This window comes from Bacillus sp. BF2-3 (genome assembly GCF_008368795.1).
GTDB classification, from domain to species: domain Bacteria; phylum Bacillota; class Bacilli; order Bacillales; family Bacillaceae_G; genus Bacillus_A; species Bacillus_A cereus.
In genome coordinates this window covers 71177-86615 of sequence record NZ_QOSA01000002.1, presented here as the reverse complement: position 1 = coordinate 86615, position 15439 = coordinate 71177, and the positions used below count along the sequence as shown (strand labels likewise).

Sequence of the window (15439 nt, the reverse complement as noted above, 5' to 3'; positions counted from 1 at the left end):
CGCGCTATTATACTTCAAGTTCGTTCGTCTGAATTAAATAGCGCATAACTTCAATTACAGCTACGTATAAATCTTCTGGAATCGTCTCATCTTCCTCGACTTGATAATATAAAGAACGAGCAAGCGGACGGTTTTCCACCATTGGTATTTCTTGTTCACGGGCAAGCGTTCGTATATATAACGCGAGCTCATCTTCCCCTTTTGCAACGACAATTGGTGCTGCATCAACATGTTTATTGTAACGAAGTACGACCGAAATATGAGTCGGGTTGTTTACAATAAACGTTGCGCCATCCATCTTCTTCGCAATTGTTCCTTGCAAGATTGCATGCATAAAGTTTTTTCGTTTCCCTTTAACTTGCGGGTCCCCTTCATTATCTTTATGCTCTTGTTTCACTTCTTCTTTTTTCATCTTAATATCTTGTTCATACTCCCATTTTTGATAAATGAAATCAATAATAGAAAGAACGATTAAAATAATTAAAATTGCTAAGAAAATAAATTTAATTTGCCTAATAATTTCAGTAAGTGACGCAGTCCAGTTAAATCCGATCATGCTCACGATTTTCTCTAAATTCTTTTTAAAAAGAACGTAAGCGACGTAACCGATTAATCCCATATAAAACAGTGATTTCAAAATATCTACTAAACTTTTACGACTAAACAGTCTCGTGAAATAGTTTTTCGGATTAATACGTGATGCTTTCGGCTTAATAACTTTTGAAGAAAATAAAAAGCCGACTTGAATCATATAATTGAATAAATGAAAAGCGTATACGAGTATTAATATTGGAGCCGATACTTTCAGTAGTAAAATCCCCATTAAATAAAAATACTCGGTTGAATCTGTATTTTTTCCAATTTGATTAAACAGTACCGCTACGGAATTCGCAATCTCAAACCCTAGCCAATCTCCGAAGAAATAAACGACAACTGCTAATACGAGAATGGAAAATAAATTATTTAAATCTTTACTCCGTGCAATATTCCCTTCTTCACGCGATTTTTTACGCTTCTGCGGGGTGGCCTTTTCTGTTTTATTATCCTTTGCCATGCGCGTCCCCCTACTTCGTTAAGAAAAAGTTAAATAGTTTCGTATATTCTTCAAGTAATACATCCGTCATATTTTTAAACACATAACCAAGCATCGGTACACTCATCGCAATAAACAAAATACCACATGTAATTTTAATTACGTATGCATTCATAAAAACGTTTAATTGCGGAGCGTTTTTTGCAATTAAAATTAGAACAAAGTTAATGATGAATAAACTTCCCATAAGCGGAAGAGCAATTTCAACCGCTGATGTGATCGCAAATAATAGCGTTGCGAGTAGACTATCTAAAAAACTAGTCGTCAACAATTTTGAAATCGCCTCTGTATATTGAAACGACTTTAAAATCGTGGCAACGAAATAATTAATGCCGCCAAGTGAAATAAAAATAATGAGAAAAAATATATCAAAAATGGTTGATAGTAAAGTAGACTGTGAGCCCGCATTTACATCAAACAAACTTGCTTGTGATAAACCGATATCAAAGTCTAAAATATGCCCGGCCATTTTCGGAATGTTCCACAGCATTTCTACAATTTTTGAAAGTGATAATCCAATTACAATTTGCGTTCCTGCATAAGCTGCAACGTCCCAAACTGTCTTGATGTGAGAGACATCCACTTGATCAGCCACTGTAATTGAAAGAGCAAGTCCAACTGTAACCTTCGCCATTGCTGGAATGGATCGTCCTGAGAAAAACGGTAAAAAATATAAAAATGAAGTAATGCGGCAAAACGCAAAAAACGTTGCCGACCATAATTCCATATTCATTTCAGTTCACCTATCTTAGTACGAACGCAATAGCGATGGGATTTTATCAAATAAATCTAAAATAAGTGTCGTTAACTCTTGGAACATCCACGGACCTAAAATGATAATAACGAGGACAATACTCGCCATTTTCGGTAAAAACGTCAGCGTTTGCTCTTGAATTTGCATCATCGCCATAATGACAGCGATGATAATAACGACAATCATACTTACGCCGGCAACCGGCATTAAAATCATAACCCCTTTATAAAAAAAGGTTTGAAAAATATCTATAATTGGTGACGTATTCATTTATATGACTCCTATCACATAGCATCAAACGCTTCAGGCGACCGTTTTAAACATAATGTCGACGATTTTTGTATATCCACCTAAATATACGAAAACGAGTATTTTAAACGGTAAACTTAAAATCATCGGCGGTACCATCATCATCCCGAGGTACATTAAAAGTGTACTAATAATCAAATCTATAAATACAAACGCTAAATAAATGAACATCCCTGTTAGTAAACCCTTTTGAATTTGCGTTAACGTAAAGGATGGTACGAGTGTAAATAAGGAAAGATCTTTCAAATCTTTTGGCAACTCTTCTCCGCGTACTTTCAGCATCATTTTTAAATCATGCTTATACGTATGCTTTGACATATATTCTTTCATAATAGGAGCTGTCGTTTCCGCAGCTTGACTTACTGTTATTTTCTCTTTCGTCATCGGATCCCACACATCACTCTTCAGTTGCCCGAGTACAGGCTGCATCGTAAAGAGTGATAAAAATAATGCAAGTCCAACAAGCACTTGGTTTGGTGGTAAATTCATTACCCCAAGTCCTTGACGTGTAATCCCAAGAACGATCATAAAATAAGTAAAATGTGTAAATAATAGAACGATAGAAGAAGATAATGATAAAAGGGTAACGAGCGCAAATAGTTGTACACTTGAATTACTCGTAAACTCTTTTCCATTTTCGAAATTAATAAAACCGTTCGGGGCCGCATACGCTGGATTTACAAAAATAATTGAAAAAACGATAGAAAATACGAAAATAACGGCTAATAATGATAACTGTTTCTTTATTCTCATGATGGATCCTCTACTTTTTTCGTTTCAGTCTTCACCGCGTCTTCTAGTGCTTGTTGAAACTGATTTCCTGTTCCGGTTAATTGCACAGACTGCACACCGTTATTACTAATAACAGTGAACACTTGCTTTCCGTCCACTTCAAATAAAAAGGCACTCGTTTGATGATTTAAATACACGCCGTCTTTTACTTGAATATGGCCATTTTCACCCTGCTTAAAAAACTGCTGTTTGCGCGTCTTTTTCGTCATATAATATGCACCGTAACCGAGCGCACCAAACAGTAAAACGACTTGAAATAAGGTCGTCATATACGACATATGACTCCTCCTCTACTCTTTATCTTGCATTTGACTTTGGGCTTTCATAAGCGCCGCTTGTTTCTTATCAGCTTCAATTTCAGAAATGATAATACCGAATTTCTCGTCCATTACGATTGCTTCACCGATGCCGACTTTCATATTACTTAAATACACATCTACTTTATGTCCTAAGTTTTTCTCTACTTCCAGAACATCGCCAACTTTTAACTGCTTTACATCACCAAGTGTAATAGATGACTTTCCAAGCTTTACACCGAGTTCAATCGAAATATCTGAAACAGTATCAATATGTGCCTTACCTGCTTCATTTCGCTTTCCTGCAAAATCTTCTAATCCCATTAATGACACGGGAGATACTTCATGCTTCATATGGATCCTCCTACTCTACAAAACTTTTAAATAGGAGCGCCTTACGCGTTCCATCTTTTCCAATAAAACAATTAAATTTATGCTTTCCATCTACATAACCAAGTAATTCATCCGAAACTTTCGTATGAAGCGGAATAATATCGCCTTCTTCAATTTGTTCAATCTCACTCATTGTCATTTTCTGCTCACCAATTGCAACGTGAACAGGTTTGTACACTTGATTTACTTTCATTTCCACTTCAGACGTATACTTTTTACGCTTGTCTGAAGAATGTTCGACAATATTTTCAGACGTTAACTTATCCATAATTTCTTCAACAGATAAGAATGGAATTCCGATACGCACCGTCGTATTCCAAAACTCTGTTTTCATATTTACGTTAAGTAATGAAATGATATCACTCGCTGTCGTAATCTTTAATGCATTCGGATCTGTTTCCGTCGTTACAAATTTCGGTTCAATCGCAACAACACTTTCAAATGATTGCTCTAAATTTTTACAAAGAAGCAAGAATATATTATCAAGCGTTAAAAACTCAAATGCTGTTAACGGTCTGCGCATCGTAAAGTTACGCTTACTATCTCCGCCAAGCCAACATTCATGAATATAAATAACGAATGCTAAATCAATCTCAATAACAATTTCTCCAAGCTCTGGTAAACCGAGATCAATCACGCAATATAAATAATAATCTTTCGGCATTTTCTCCACATACTCACTCGTAAATGGAACTTGCTCAACTGTCGAAGGCTCTAATTCAATTGGAATACGCATACGCGCTGATAACGTCTGTGACGTCTGTTTTCCAAATGTAGAAGCAATCGCTTGCAAACTACGTAAATGCTCAACACCGAACTTCTCTGGTCTATTAAAATCATACTCTTGAAATTTCTCTTGCTTTCCTGCTTCTTGTGCGAAAGCTGGCATTTCCTCGCCTTCATTTACCGCCTTCAGCAGGGCATCAATTTGCTCTTGGCTTAATTTTTCGCCACTCATGACAATCCCCTTCCCTACCTTTTCAATTCAACGATTTCAACGTACATCTTCCCATTCTTCGTCAAAATCTTTCCGGTTCCAATCTCTTCATTCTCAAGCATAAGACGCACCGTATTTTTCGTTGAATTTTCAAGACGATACAATGTACCTTTCGTAATATGAAGCAGATCTTCAATTTTCTTTTTCGTATTTCCGATTTCAAAATAAATTGTTAACGGAATATCATCTTGTAATTTCAAATCTAGCCAACTCCCATATCATGTTCACGAAAATTTCATGTTCTCTCTATATATGAAACTTCTTACTTTGAAACGTCGATATTTAATATTTTTTTAATATATCCTTGCGTTTCTTTAAATGGCGGTACGCCTCCGTACTTTTTCACATTACCAGGACCAGCATTATAAGAAGCAAGCGCCAATACTAAGTCGCCGTTATTTTTCTTTAAATAACCGCTTAACTCTTTCACGCCACCTTCAATACTTTCAGCTGGTGAAAAGGGATTCTTCACACCCATCTCCTTCACATTCGCTGGCATAAGCTGCATAAGTCCCATCGCACCGGCATGTGACACCGTTTTCGGATTAAAATTAGACTCTACTTCAATCATTTTTTGAATTAACGTTTTCGGAATTCCATATGTACGACTTACACGATCAATAATATCCTCATACTTCCCTTCATTGGAAGAACGTATTTTTTGAATATTATACTTCTTCGTTAATTCCCACGTATCAGCAGCCTCATTTTTCGTTTCTGGAAAACGTCGTTCAAACTCTTTTTGCGCAACTTGCACTTCATCTGCTTTCTTCGTTTCAGCCTTTTCTTCAGGCTTACTCGCTTCCTCTACTTTATTAATAGTTTCTACCGGTTTATTAACAACCGCTTCTATTTTCGTAGATTGTACCGGCTGACTCATATCTTCTATGTTTGCCGGCTGCGTAGTAGCCTTCGTCTCCTTCGCAGGTTCACTCTGCAACTTCTCTTGAAAACGACTACTAACGAATGCTTGTGGACTACTTAGCTTTTGCTGAATTTGTCCTTTCTTATATGCAAGCACTTCTTTTACTATATTTCCAACTATCATAATATCACCTTTTCGGTAAACAAAGATAATCTAATATTAGAGTTTTTTTTTAAAGTTTGCAATAATCCTTTTAATAATTATGTAATAAAAAAATGAATATATTGTTAAACTGTTATTTTTTTATATTTATTAATTCGAATTTTTAGTTGACACCCGCTATGACAGGGATTACAATAAATCTCGAAATTGATTTTTTCGCATATTACCGTTTTTCAATTTGCAGAAAAGTCAATATAAAAAAATGGGGGTTTCTTAACATGAGAATTAATACAAACATTAACAGCATGCGTACTCAAGAGTACATGCGCCAAAACCAAGCTAAAATGAGCAACGCTATGGACCGTTTATCAAGCGGTAAACGTATCAACAATGCTTCTGACGATGCAGCAGGTCTTGCAATCGCAACTCGTATGCGTGCACGTGAAAGCGGATTAGGTGTTGCAGCTAACAACACGCAAGACGGTATGTCATTAATCCGTACAGCTGACTCAGCTTTAAACTCTGTATCTAACATCTTACTTCGTATGCGTGACATCGCTAACCAATCTGCGAATGGTACGAACACTAGCGATAACCAAAAAGCATTAGATAAAGAATTTTCTGCATTAAAAGAACAAATTGATTACATTTCTAAAAACACAGAGTTTAACGATAAGAAATTATTAAATGGTGATAACAAATCTATTGCTATTCAAACTTTAGATAACGCTGATACAACGAAACAAATCAATATTAATCTAGCTGATTCATCTACTACAGCTTTAAATATCGATAAGTTATCTATTGAAGGCACTGGTAATAAAACAATCACACTTACAGCAGCAGATATTGCTAAAGATAAAGCAAATATTGATGCTGTAGGTACTGCTAAAACAGCATTAGCTGGATTAACTGGTACTCCAGCTGCAGCAGCAATTAATTCAGCAGTTGCTGACTTTAAAACAGCATTTGCTAAAGCTGACAAAAACTTAATGAGTGATGCACAAATTAAAGCTGTTACGGATGCAATTACAGCTTTCGAAGCTGATGCTACTCCAGATCTTACAAAAGCTAAGGCAATCGGAACTGCTTATACTGCACCTGCAGCAGGTGATATTACAAAAGCTTCACCAAACGCTTCTGAAGCAATTAAATCAATTGATGCTGCATTAGATACAATCGCTTCAAACCGTGCAACTCTAGGTGCTACATTAAACCGTCTTGACTTTAACGTAAACAACCTAAAGAGCCAATCTTCTTCTATGGCTTCAGCTGCTTCTCAAATCGAAGACGCTGACATGGCAAAAGAAATGTCTGAAATGACTAAGTTCAAAATCTTGAACGAAGCTGGAATCAGCATGCTTTCTCAAGCAAACCAAACTCCACAAATGGTTTCTAAATTATTACAATAAGCCATTTGAGTTAGTTTCCTGAATAAACCTCTCTGCTTGCGGAGAGGTTTATTTTTTCTATATAGATAGATTATTTATAAAACTTTCTTTTTTATGTGAAAGAGAGTATCTGCCATGCATAGAAGCGGTCAGTGCTTATCTTGATCCCCTCTTATGCTAAAACACAAATAGCAAATAAGCATAAGCCTTTTATCTTTTCATAACCGTTTATTAGCTTTAGAACACTGACTATATCAATCTATAAGGAGTGTCTATTATGCGTATTGGTACGAATGTTTTGAGTATGAATGCTAGGCAGTCGTTGTATGAGAATGAGAAGCGTATGAATGTTGCGATGGAGCATTTGGCGACTGGTAAGAAGTTGAACAACGCTTCTGATAATCCCGCTAATATTGCAATTGTGACTCGTATGCATGCGAGAGCGAGTGGCATGCGTGTGGCGATTCGTAATAATGAGGATGCGATATCGATGCTTCGCACGGCGGAAGCTGCCCTTCAAACTGTGACAAATATTTTACAGCGTATGCGTGATTTAGCCGTTCAATCCTCAAACGGTACAAATTCAAATAAAAACCGTCATTCGCTGAATAAAGAGTTTCAGTCTTTAGCAGAACAAATTAGCTATATTGGCGAGACGACTGAATTTAATGATTTATCCGTATTTGACGGTCAAAACCGCCCTGTTACATTAGACGATATCGGTCATACAATAAATATGACGAAACATATTCCCCCTTCCCCTACACAACATGACATCAACATTTCAACAGAACAAGAAGCAAGAACGGCGATTCGTAAAATTGAAGAGGCTTTACAAAATGTATCACTTCATCGTGCCAACCTTGGTGCTATGATAAATCGTTTACAATTTAATATTGAAAATTTAAATAGCCAAAGTATGGCGTTAACAGATGCTGTATCTCGAATTGAAGATGCAGACATGGCGCAGGAGATGAGTGATTTTTTAAAGTTCAAATTATTAACTGAAGTTGCCCTTAGTATAGTTTCACAAGCGAACCAAATTCCGCAAATGGTTTCTAAACTACTACACTCGTAAAAGTTCATCTTCCTTCTTTGGAACGATTCCATAAAAAATAAAAGGGAAATACATATAAACTATGTATCTCCCTTTTATTTTGTACCCAAATTTTATTACTGTGTTACGGTCATAACTTGTCCGCTACGATCAACCATAATTTTCATTTTACCGTCTTGTGCATTATATAGCCCTAGTTTATGTAATTCCATTTTACAATCCTGTACGAAAGTTGGTAATTTACGAATTTGATCGATATCAGAACTTGTAATGAAATGAATTAAAAGCTGCGTCATGCCTTTAATATCTTGTACAAGCTCTTCTTTCTCTCGTTTTAGCCTTTCATTTTCTAGTTGTAACGACTGCAATTCACCTTCTAGACTACGTGTATTCTTTGCTTCTCTAGAACGCCCTGCTGCCATGCTAGAAAGCTTATAAATACCTTCCATAAACTGATGTAGTTCGTCTTCTTTCCTTTCACTACATTGATTAATTGTTTCAAAGTTATCAACGATACCAGATATAACTGTTACAAGATTTTTTTCATCTTCTTTATGCTGGATTTCTTCTTTTAATTCGTACTCATTTTCTTGTTTTCTTGCAACGATTGTCTCTTTTACTGGTATATATTTTCTCTTTCGTCCTGGTTTTTGTTTTTCAATATTTTCAAACGGTATTTCACGTTTTTTCAATTTATAATACGTATTTTGCAATTGACTTTCTGTTTTTGGAAAAAGATTTAGTTCATTTTTACTTACGTATTTTGAAATATTTAAAATGTTTAAACCGTGACGCTGACAAAATTGATACACTTCATACAGTAGCTCTAGTTCAGATTTCAGCCATGTAATTGCTGATTTTTCGTACGCTCGCATCCCGCCATTTTTTTCTATATCTATTTGAAATAATACCATTCTATTATGTAAATCAACTAATTCTTCATACTTTACTTGGAATTCTTTTTCTATTTTTTTAAATTCCACCTCTAGTTGCATATCGTTCATTTTATTATTTGACATGTTTTGTAAAAGACCTAATACATTAATTGCTGTGTGGTGATACATAATCTGTGCCACTCCCCCTCATCCTTTCACAATTCTCATCTGACTCCCATGTCTTTTAAGAAAATAGCAATTTTTACATATCCATATTATAACAGTTCGAAATTATCTGTCAAATAATTAACATACAAAAATGTATAGAAAGTATAAAAATTTGGAAAATGTTTTTTATTAATATGCAAAATTGCATATTAATTACATTTAATTATATTATATGGTATTTTGAATATTTTTTCACCGAAAAAATTTGCGCTACCACGAAATATTAATAAAATAACCATTGAAAATGCGTTTGCTTATATTTTTAAATCAAAAATCTTCAAATGAAGAATTTTCATACATACAGCACCAAACACCCCAGAAACCTTTCATTTTTCTACCAGCTTAAAGTATAGAATACTAAAAAGGAATTAGCCAATGCTACATATGGCTAATTCCTTCCTCTCTCTAACAGAATAGAGTTATAAACCTAGTTTTCAAATCCTCAATCGAAGTCTCACTTCTTCTTACCTAAAACTACTTCATACCTCTGAACTCACATCACATGAGACTCTATTAAGCACTGAAAACTTCCTTACATAAGTAGTTCCTCTATTTCTACTAAATAGAAAAATGTTATACACCAGCTCTTCTAGTTACCTATAACCACTCCATATGTCTGGTCTCAACATCGCATAGGGCTCTATTAAGCACTGACTGCTCAACACTTGGCTAGAGCTTCTATTTCGGCTAAATAGAAACTTTTAAAGTACTAACTTATCAACTAAACCAATTAGCTCTTGAATATCTGGCTTACTTACTTGAGCATTTGCTCCTACAGCTTCACCTTTATGGAATAATTCATTTGTAATTAATGAAGAGAAAATAATGACTGGTAAACGATTCATTACTTCACTATCCTTAACCACTTTCGTTAAATGATGTCCATCCATTTTTGGCATTTCAATATCCGTAATTAGCAAGTGAATATGTTCAAACATTTTTTCGCCTTGCTCTTTCGCTAATTTTTCAATTTGGGCTAACGCTTCTGCACCATTGCTAAAGAAGTTCATTTTCGTATATCCAGCTGATGATAATGTTTCTTCTAATATTTGGCGAAGCATCGCTGAATCTTCTGCAATGTAAATTACTTTTTCAGCTCGATCTGTTTTTTGTTCTAATCCTGCAATTGATTTATTGTCATAACCAGTGCCGCTAATTTCACATACAATTTTTTCATAATCTAATAGTAAGATGATTTTTCCATCTAGTTTTACAATACCAGATGTCGTTTCTTCTAGTCCCATAGATAATGAAGCAGGTTCATCAATTTGTTCCCACGAAATACGTTGAATACGATGCACTTCATCAACGCGGAAAATAACTTTCATTTGGTTTAATTCTGAGATGATAAATTTCGTTTGATCAAGTGGCTTTGTTGACTTTAAATTAAGAGCCATTGCCAAGTTAATAACAGGTAAAATTTCACCACGTACTTGAACAACACCTTCAACTGCATGATGAGATTCTGGCACAGTTGTAACAGGGAATGGATTAATGATTTCACGTACTTTCATTACATTAATACTAAATAGGTTTTCACCAACAGTGTACGTAACAATCTCTAATTCATTTGTTCCGCTTTCTAATAAAATACTTTGTGCTTGTGACATAAAGGTGTCGCTCCCCTTCCATTAATTCCGTATATCTAATTATTAAGCTTTATAAAAGCGAAAAAGTCAACTACCTATATAAAAAATATAGATAGTCGAACGATTCATTTTATAAAAAAACAATTAATCTTGTATAAACGAAGCAAGTGCCTCTAATAACACTTCTTGTGCTCCTACAATTTCCGTCGGCATTGCTTCCCATTTTTTCGAAAGCTCCGTCTCTACTCTTATTCTCAGTTCAGAATTCATTTCTGCTAGCACATATTCTTTCGTTGCTATATCAACATCAAGTAGCGCAAGTGCATATAATTCTGGGTCATTTATTTTTTCGAATAATCGTTTTAATACTACCGGTGCTATATGTTTTAATTTTTCAATATGAATTTCCTTATCCGAAAATAGTAACTCATATTGAATAAACGTAACATTTTCTTTAATCACTTTAAAATAACAATTATTTTTTTTATCATTCACAAAATAACCGTTTGGATCTGCGATAATACTCTCTACTTTACGAATTAAATCTGGCAAACTATTCGCCGCCATTACAGTTCGCTGCTCAACCTCACTCGGCGAAATGAATGTAACGCGATACTTATTTTGCGCCATCCTCCTCACCTCTCCTTTTATAGAAATTCAGTCTAATTGTATATACAACTACCTTAAATTAACTTAAAACTATTTTATATTACCACTTCTTACACTACCACACTACTCTAGTAACGCTACATATCTCTGGTCTTACACATCGGTCGGGACTCTATTAGGCACTAACCGCTCCAAAACATCACCAGGTCCTCTCTCAAAACCTAAAAAGTGCTTTTAAGAACCTTTCAATAACTCTATGTTATTAAACCAAAACGCTATCTGCTGATCCGTAATATTTGGCAACATAACAAAAAACTCACGACACTTCATCTCATCCTTAAACAGTTGATACTTCCAAACAGTATCGCTGCCAACACTTATGAAATAAAACTCATGGATACGGCCAATGATTGCTTGTTTTTCGCCAAATGAATACGGTGGCACTTGCTTAATTTCAAATTGATCTGGTAAATATACATGCTCTTCTCGTTCTATTTTTAATACTTGCTCGGCAAGTTCACGTTTATTTTCGAAAAAAGGCAATTGTAAAATTCGTTCTTGTCTTGTCATACGAATAAAAAACCCTTTCTACTCCATTACATTTTTTCCATGCGATATATTATCGAATTAAGTTTACAACTTCATTTAATACTTCATCTGAAACTTTAATTACTTTCGCATTTCCTTGGAATCCGCGTTGGTATAACATTAAGTCAACGAATTCTACAGATAAATCTACGTTAGCACCTTCTTGTGCACCACCGCGTACTTTACCTGCACCGTTTTGACCAGATGTACCAAGAGCTAAAATACCTGTTGTATTCGTTGCTGTATAGTTACCATTACCTGTTTTCATTAGTCCGCCTTCGTTAGGGAACATTGCAACAGCTAATTGACCTGCAGATTTCATACTTCCATCAGAATATTTTACCATTACGTATCCACCGTCAGCAATGAAGCAATCTTTAACCGTCGCTGCTGCTCTACCATCTACGTCTGTTACTGATAATGTTTTATCTGTTGGATGATTTGTTAAATGGCTTAAGTCTAATTTTATAGAACCGCCATCAAATGGAATATTGGCTCCTTGCTCTTTCGGATTTGGATTTCCAACAGCATCAAATGTCATATTACCACCTGCACCTGGAACATCTTTAAACTCTGTTTCTTTTTTCGAGTCATTGCGCATTTGTACTTTATATGTATAGTTATGTTCACTCGTTTGTTTAAACTCTACACGCATTGTCCATGTATTCCCCGCATTATCATATACAGGTAAATCTTGTGTAATTTGTTTTTCTCCAGTTGGAATATTCCCTTTAATTGTCCCTTTTGATGTTCGAATACCACCAATTGCTGTTCCCATTGGAATTTGCAACGGTCCTGGAATTCCAGATAAATCAACTTCACCAGTTGCCTCATTTGCAGGGTATGCAAACACGTATTGACCTTCGGTATTCGTAATATAGTAATCTGAAGATATCCCAAACGTACCTTTACGAGTAAATTCCATATTTCCGCCTTTTGAATCACCTACAACGAAGAAACCATTACCTTCCATTGCTGCTTGTGTTTTGCCACCTGTTAACGTAATTGTACCATCACTATAATCCGTAACCGTACCACTCATTTTCACACCGTTACCAATACTTTTCGGATTCGTTCCTGCGTATTTACCGTCACCTTTTGCACCAATCGAATTGTTATATAGTAAATCATCAAACATTGCTTTTTGTTTTTTATAACCTACTGTTTGTGCATTGGCAATATTATTTGAAGTTACACTTAATGCATTTTGTGTTGCATTCATCCCTGTAATACTTGTATATAACGCTTTAATCATAACGTATGGACACTCCTTATGAATTTGTAGTTTTTACTTCTTCAGTTACTTTTTGATCGTCTTTCTTTGCGTCTTCTGGGTTCGTTTCCCCAATCGGTTTATCAGACACTCTCTCAACGAAACGAAGAGAGACAACTTTATTATTAATAACGAGCTGTACATCGTTATTTTCCGCAAGACGAACCGTTTCTACTTGACCGGTTACTTTGTTTCCGTCACCGTCAACACCTCTTACGTATTTCCCTAAAAACTTCATTCCACCATCAAGTGCTGTTGAATACATCGTTGATTGCAGCTTATCTACTGCTTTCGTCATATTCTGTACTTGTTCCATAAGAGATAACTGCGCTGTCTGATTCATCATTTGATTCATATCCATCGCATTAAATGGATCTTGATGTTGGAAACTTGATAAAAACAATTTTAAGAAATCATCTTTCCCCATTACCCCAGGAGTCTTTTGCGCTCCTGCTGAAACTCCATTACTTTGTTGCACTGGCGATTGTACACCATTAACAGGTACATTACTTTTTTGCGCTCCTGCTTGTAACGGAATATGATTTGTACTCGTTGTATTTAATCCAACTGTTGGCACGCTTTATTCCTCCAATAATCCCGCAAATTCTGTTGATTGTTGTTTTTCATGATTTGTATTTGCTAATTTTTGTTTTTGCCTTTGCTCTTGTTCTCGCTGTTCTTTACGATTTTCATCTTTATCTGAATAGCTAATTTGAATATTGATTTCTTTTTCTTTTAACTTTAATCTCAATTCATCAAAAATGATTTCAACACGTTTTTTCGCATCGTGTTTTTCCATTTCTACGTGAACGTCAATTTGATCTCCGTGTTTTTTCATAAACACTGTTAATGTACCAAGTTTTTCTGGATTTAACTGGAATAAAACACGTTCTTGTTTCACTACAAATTTTTGCAGCGCTTCTACTTGCGCTTCCATTTTCTTTCCTAAGTCAGGTAATGAAACTTTCTCAGCACCACTATTTGATTTCCCTACTTGTTCGGTACTCGTCGTTTTATTTAATAATTCTGCACCTGCAGAGCTCGAATCATTTAAGGCATCAACTTCTGGCAACTCTACCTTTGCATCATCGCTCTCAAGTTTCGGAAGATCTACCTCTTTAGACTCTTCTTGTTCCTTTGCAATATTACAAGTTTCTGTTTCTACAACCTTCAATGCTTGCATCGTTTGCTCTGGCATATTCATTTTGTCTAATACCATTTGCATTGTATCTTCTAAACATATAGCATTTTTGATATTCATATTTGAAAGAAGTTCTTGTAATTGTTGTAATTCAGCTGCAGGTAATTCATTAAGTTTAATATTGCCATATTCTTTATATAGCTCTTGTATTTTTTGTATGTATTGATATAACAATTCCGGTTGCACATGTAATTGCTCAATTGCAACCATTTGCTCAGATACAGCTAATAACAACTGTTCTGTCGCTTTTTTTTCTTCTTTCTTTACAATTGGTTCTTCTTTCGTTACCGATGGTTTAGAAAGGTTATATTCTTTTTTCTCTTCTTTTGGTGCTTCTTCTCGTTTCGTTTTCTCCGTTTTCGGCTGCTTTTTATTTTCGATTCTCATCGTACGATCGAATGAAGAATCTTCATTTTTCGATTGTACTTCTAGCCCTTTTTCTTTTTGCGGAGGTAAACTTTGTTGCACCGGTAATACAGACTGTATCACTACATTCACCTCATCCATTCATACACATTTTCAAATCCAGAAGCATTTTTTCTTCCAGCTTTTCTTGTGCTTTCGCAAGCTTTCTGCAATCTTCTTGATACATCTCATCAATGACACGTTCTTTTTCTTTTACTTGCTCTAAAAGGCTTTCATTTTTTTGAATAAAACCTTCTGTTTTTTTAATTTTTCGATTCCATTCTTCTATTCTTTCAGGTGAAAACGTATGTGAAGAAAGCATGCCAGCCATAATACGTTGCCCAGTTTGTACGACTTTACTACGCGATTTCACAACATATAAATCATATTCTTTTTTTTGTTCTATTTTTCTTTTTTCAGCTGTTAATTCATACACTTCTTTTAAAATATGCTCTTTTTCTTGATTTATTTGCAATTTTATTGTGTCGTACTGCTGTTTATCCACCTGTTTTCATAGCCCCTTCCTATTATAACGTTCTCTTTTTCTATTATATAGTTTTTT

At 35.2% G+C, this 15439-nt stretch carries 19 protein-coding genes; 2 read left to right on the top strand and 17 right to left on the bottom strand.

From position 1 onward, the window contains the following. Positions 1-7: 7 nt before the first annotated feature. The 9 genes from flhB to DN401_RS02550 all read right to left on the bottom strand — a co-directional run bounded on the left by flhB (position 8) and on the right by DN401_RS02550 (position 5682). Positions 8-1054: a flagellar type III secretion system protein FlhB gene (gene flhB, locus DN401_RS02590; RefSeq protein ID WP_001030096.1), complete on the bottom strand. Its 1047-nt coding sequence runs from the start codon at positions 1052-1054 to the stop codon at positions 8-10. A gap of 10 nt (positions 1055-1064) precedes the next feature. Further along, entirely contained in the window at positions 1065-1826 is a 762-nt protein-coding gene (locus tag DN401_RS02585; protein WP_149287497.1) for a flagellar biosynthetic protein FliR, read from the bottom strand. A 15-nt stretch (positions 1827-1841) separates the two neighbouring features. Then, a complete protein-coding gene (locus DN401_RS02580) occupies positions 1842-2117 on the bottom strand; it encodes a flagellar biosynthetic protein FliQ (protein ID WP_001098085.1) in 276 nt (91 codons plus the stop codon). Positions 2118-2150: 33 nt separating this feature from the next. Continuing rightward, positions 2151-2909 (bottom strand): flagellar type III secretion system pore protein FliP, encoded by a 759-nt coding sequence (locus tag DN401_RS02575; protein ID WP_001220582.1) that lies wholly within the window; start codon positions 2907-2909, stop codon positions 2151-2153. Next, positions 2906-3226, bottom strand: a complete 321-nt coding sequence (locus DN401_RS02570) for a hypothetical protein (protein ID WP_000121178.1) — start codon at positions 3224-3226, stop codon at positions 2906-2908. Before DN401_RS02570 ends, DN401_RS02575 begins: the two co-directional genes overlap by 4 nt. Positions 3227-3238: 12 nt before the next feature. Then, entirely contained in the window at positions 3239-3598 is a 360-nt protein-coding gene (gene fliN / locus DN401_RS02565) for a flagellar motor switch protein FliN (protein ID WP_000680010.1), read from the bottom strand. Positions 3599-3608: 10 nt separating this feature from the next. Continuing rightward, a complete protein-coding gene (fliM, locus tag DN401_RS02560) occupies positions 3609-4595 on the bottom strand; it encodes a flagellar motor switch protein FliM (protein ID WP_016117526.1) in 987 nt (328 codons plus the stop codon). 14 nt (positions 4596-4609) lie between these two features. Further along, a complete protein-coding gene (locus DN401_RS02555) occupies positions 4610-4834 on the bottom strand; it encodes a flagellar motor switch protein FliN (RefSeq protein WP_000775712.1) in 225 nt (74 codons plus the stop codon). Between the two features lie 62 nt (positions 4835-4896). After that, positions 4897-5682 carry a lytic transglycosylase domain-containing protein gene (locus tag DN401_RS02550; RefSeq protein ID WP_149287496.1) on the bottom strand — a complete coding sequence of 262 codons (786 nt, stop codon included), beginning with the start codon at positions 5680-5682 and terminating at the stop codon, positions 4897-4899. Positions 5683-5939: 257 nt separating this feature from the next. On the opposite strand from DN401_RS02550, the gene DN401_RS02545 reads away from it, so the two are divergent. Beyond that, the gene (locus tag DN401_RS02545; RefSeq protein ID WP_001222351.1) at positions 5940-7073 is read left to right on the top strand and encodes a flagellin N-terminal helical domain-containing protein; all 1134 of its coding nucleotides are present in this window, start codon (positions 5940-5942) and stop codon (positions 7071-7073) included. 256 nt (positions 7074-7329) lie between these two features. Continuing rightward, positions 7330-8130 carry a flagellin N-terminal helical domain-containing protein gene (locus DN401_RS02540; RefSeq protein WP_149287495.1) on the top strand — a complete coding sequence of 267 codons (801 nt, stop codon included), beginning with the start codon at positions 7330-7332 and terminating at the stop codon, positions 8128-8130. Between the two features lie 95 nt (positions 8131-8225). Here the strand turns inward: DN401_RS02540 and DN401_RS02535 are convergent, their stop codons facing one another. From DN401_RS02535 to DN401_RS02500, 8 genes are all read right to left on the bottom strand, one after another. Further along, the gene (locus DN401_RS02535) at positions 8226-9173 is read right to left on the bottom strand and encodes a DNA-binding domain-containing protein (RefSeq protein ID WP_000274682.1); all 948 of its coding nucleotides are present in this window, start codon (positions 9171-9173) and stop codon (positions 8226-8228) included. Between the two features lie 740 nt (positions 9174-9913). Then, positions 9914-10822, bottom strand: a complete 909-nt coding sequence (locus tag DN401_RS02530; RefSeq protein WP_000075943.1) for a chemotaxis protein — start codon at positions 10820-10822, stop codon at positions 9914-9916. Positions 10823-10945: 123 nt separating this feature from the next. Further along, positions 10946-11431: a hypothetical protein gene (locus DN401_RS02525; protein WP_000068301.1), complete on the bottom strand. Its 486-nt coding sequence runs from the start codon at positions 11429-11431 to the stop codon at positions 10946-10948. Positions 11432-11644: 213 nt separating this feature from the next. Continuing rightward, the gene (locus DN401_RS02520; RefSeq protein WP_000198169.1) at positions 11645-11980 is read right to left on the bottom strand and encodes a DUF3964 family protein; all 336 of its coding nucleotides are present in this window, start codon (positions 11978-11980) and stop codon (positions 11645-11647) included. A gap of 49 nt (positions 11981-12029) precedes the next feature. Continuing rightward, complete coding sequence (locus tag DN401_RS02515) at positions 12030-13253, bottom strand: flagellar hook protein FlgE (protein ID WP_000588321.1); 1224 nt, start codon at positions 13251-13253, stop codon at positions 12030-12032. Positions 13254-13269: 16 nt separating this feature from the next. Continuing rightward, positions 13270-13848 carry a flagellar hook assembly protein FlgD gene (locus tag DN401_RS02510; protein WP_001143462.1) on the bottom strand — a complete coding sequence of 193 codons (579 nt, stop codon included), beginning with the start codon at positions 13846-13848 and terminating at the stop codon, positions 13270-13272. Between the two features lie 3 nt (positions 13849-13851). Next, complete coding sequence (locus DN401_RS02505) at positions 13852-14961, bottom strand: flagellar hook-length control protein FliK (RefSeq protein WP_149287494.1); 1110 nt, start codon at positions 14959-14961, stop codon at positions 13852-13854. Between the two features lie 10 nt (positions 14962-14971). After that, on the bottom strand, positions 14972-15382 hold the full coding sequence (locus DN401_RS02500) for a hypothetical protein (protein WP_000360859.1): 411 nt from the start codon (positions 15380-15382) through the stop codon (positions 14972-14974). Positions 15383-15439: the final 57 nt, after the last annotated feature.

What these genes read in the sequence shown, in the direction of transcription:
- DN401_RS02585 (WP_149287497.1), bottom strand. Translation starts at nt 1,826, where the DNA reads ATGAATATGGAATTATGGTCGGCAACGTTTTTTGCGTTTTGCCGCATT.
- DN401_RS02525 (WP_000068301.1), bottom strand. Translation starts at nt 11,431, where the DNA reads ATGGCGCAAAATAAGTATCGCGTTACATTCATTTCGCCGAGTGAGGTT.
- DN401_RS02520 (WP_000198169.1), bottom strand. Translation starts at nt 11,980, where the DNA reads ATGACAAGACAAGAACGAATTTTACAATTGCCTTTTTTCGAAAATAAA.
- flhB (WP_001030096.1), bottom strand. Translation starts at nt 1,054, where the DNA reads ATGGCAAAGGATAATAAAACAGAAAAGGCCACCCCGCAGAAGCGTAAA.
- DN401_RS02545 (WP_001222351.1), top strand. Translation starts at nt 5,940, where the DNA reads ATGAGAATTAATACAAACATTAACAGCATGCGTACTCAAGAGTACATG.
- DN401_RS02530 (WP_000075943.1), bottom strand. Translation starts at nt 10,822, where the DNA reads ATGTCACAAGCACAAAGTATTTTATTAGAAAGCGGAACAAATGAATTA.
- fliM (WP_016117526.1), bottom strand. Translation starts at nt 4,595, where the DNA reads ATGAGTGGCGAAAAATTAAGCCAAGAGCAAATTGATGCCCTGCTGAAG.
- DN401_RS02515 (WP_000588321.1), bottom strand. Translation starts at nt 13,253, where the DNA reads ATGATTAAAGCGTTATATACAAGTATTACAGGGATGAATGCAACACAA.
- DN401_RS02580 (WP_001098085.1), bottom strand. Translation starts at nt 2,117, where the DNA reads ATGAATACGTCACCAATTATAGATATTTTTCAAACCTTTTTTTATAAA.
- fliN (WP_000680010.1), bottom strand. Translation starts at nt 3,598, where the DNA reads ATGAAGCATGAAGTATCTCCCGTGTCATTAATGGGATTAGAAGATTTT.
- DN401_RS02550 (WP_149287496.1), bottom strand. Translation starts at nt 5,682, where the DNA reads ATGATAGTTGGAAATATAGTAAAAGAAGTGCTTGCATATAAGAAAGGA.
- DN401_RS02535 (WP_000274682.1), bottom strand. Translation starts at nt 9,173, where the DNA reads ATGTATCACCACACAGCAATTAATGTATTAGGTCTTTTACAAAACATG.
- DN401_RS02540 (WP_149287495.1), top strand. Translation starts at nt 7,330, where the DNA reads ATGCGTATTGGTACGAATGTTTTGAGTATGAATGCTAGGCAGTCGTTG.
- DN401_RS02570 (WP_000121178.1), bottom strand. Translation starts at nt 3,226, where the DNA reads ATGTCGTATATGACGACCTTATTTCAAGTCGTTTTACTGTTTGGTGCG.
- DN401_RS02575 (WP_001220582.1), bottom strand. Translation starts at nt 2,909, where the DNA reads ATGAGAATAAAGAAACAGTTATCATTATTAGCCGTTATTTTCGTATTT.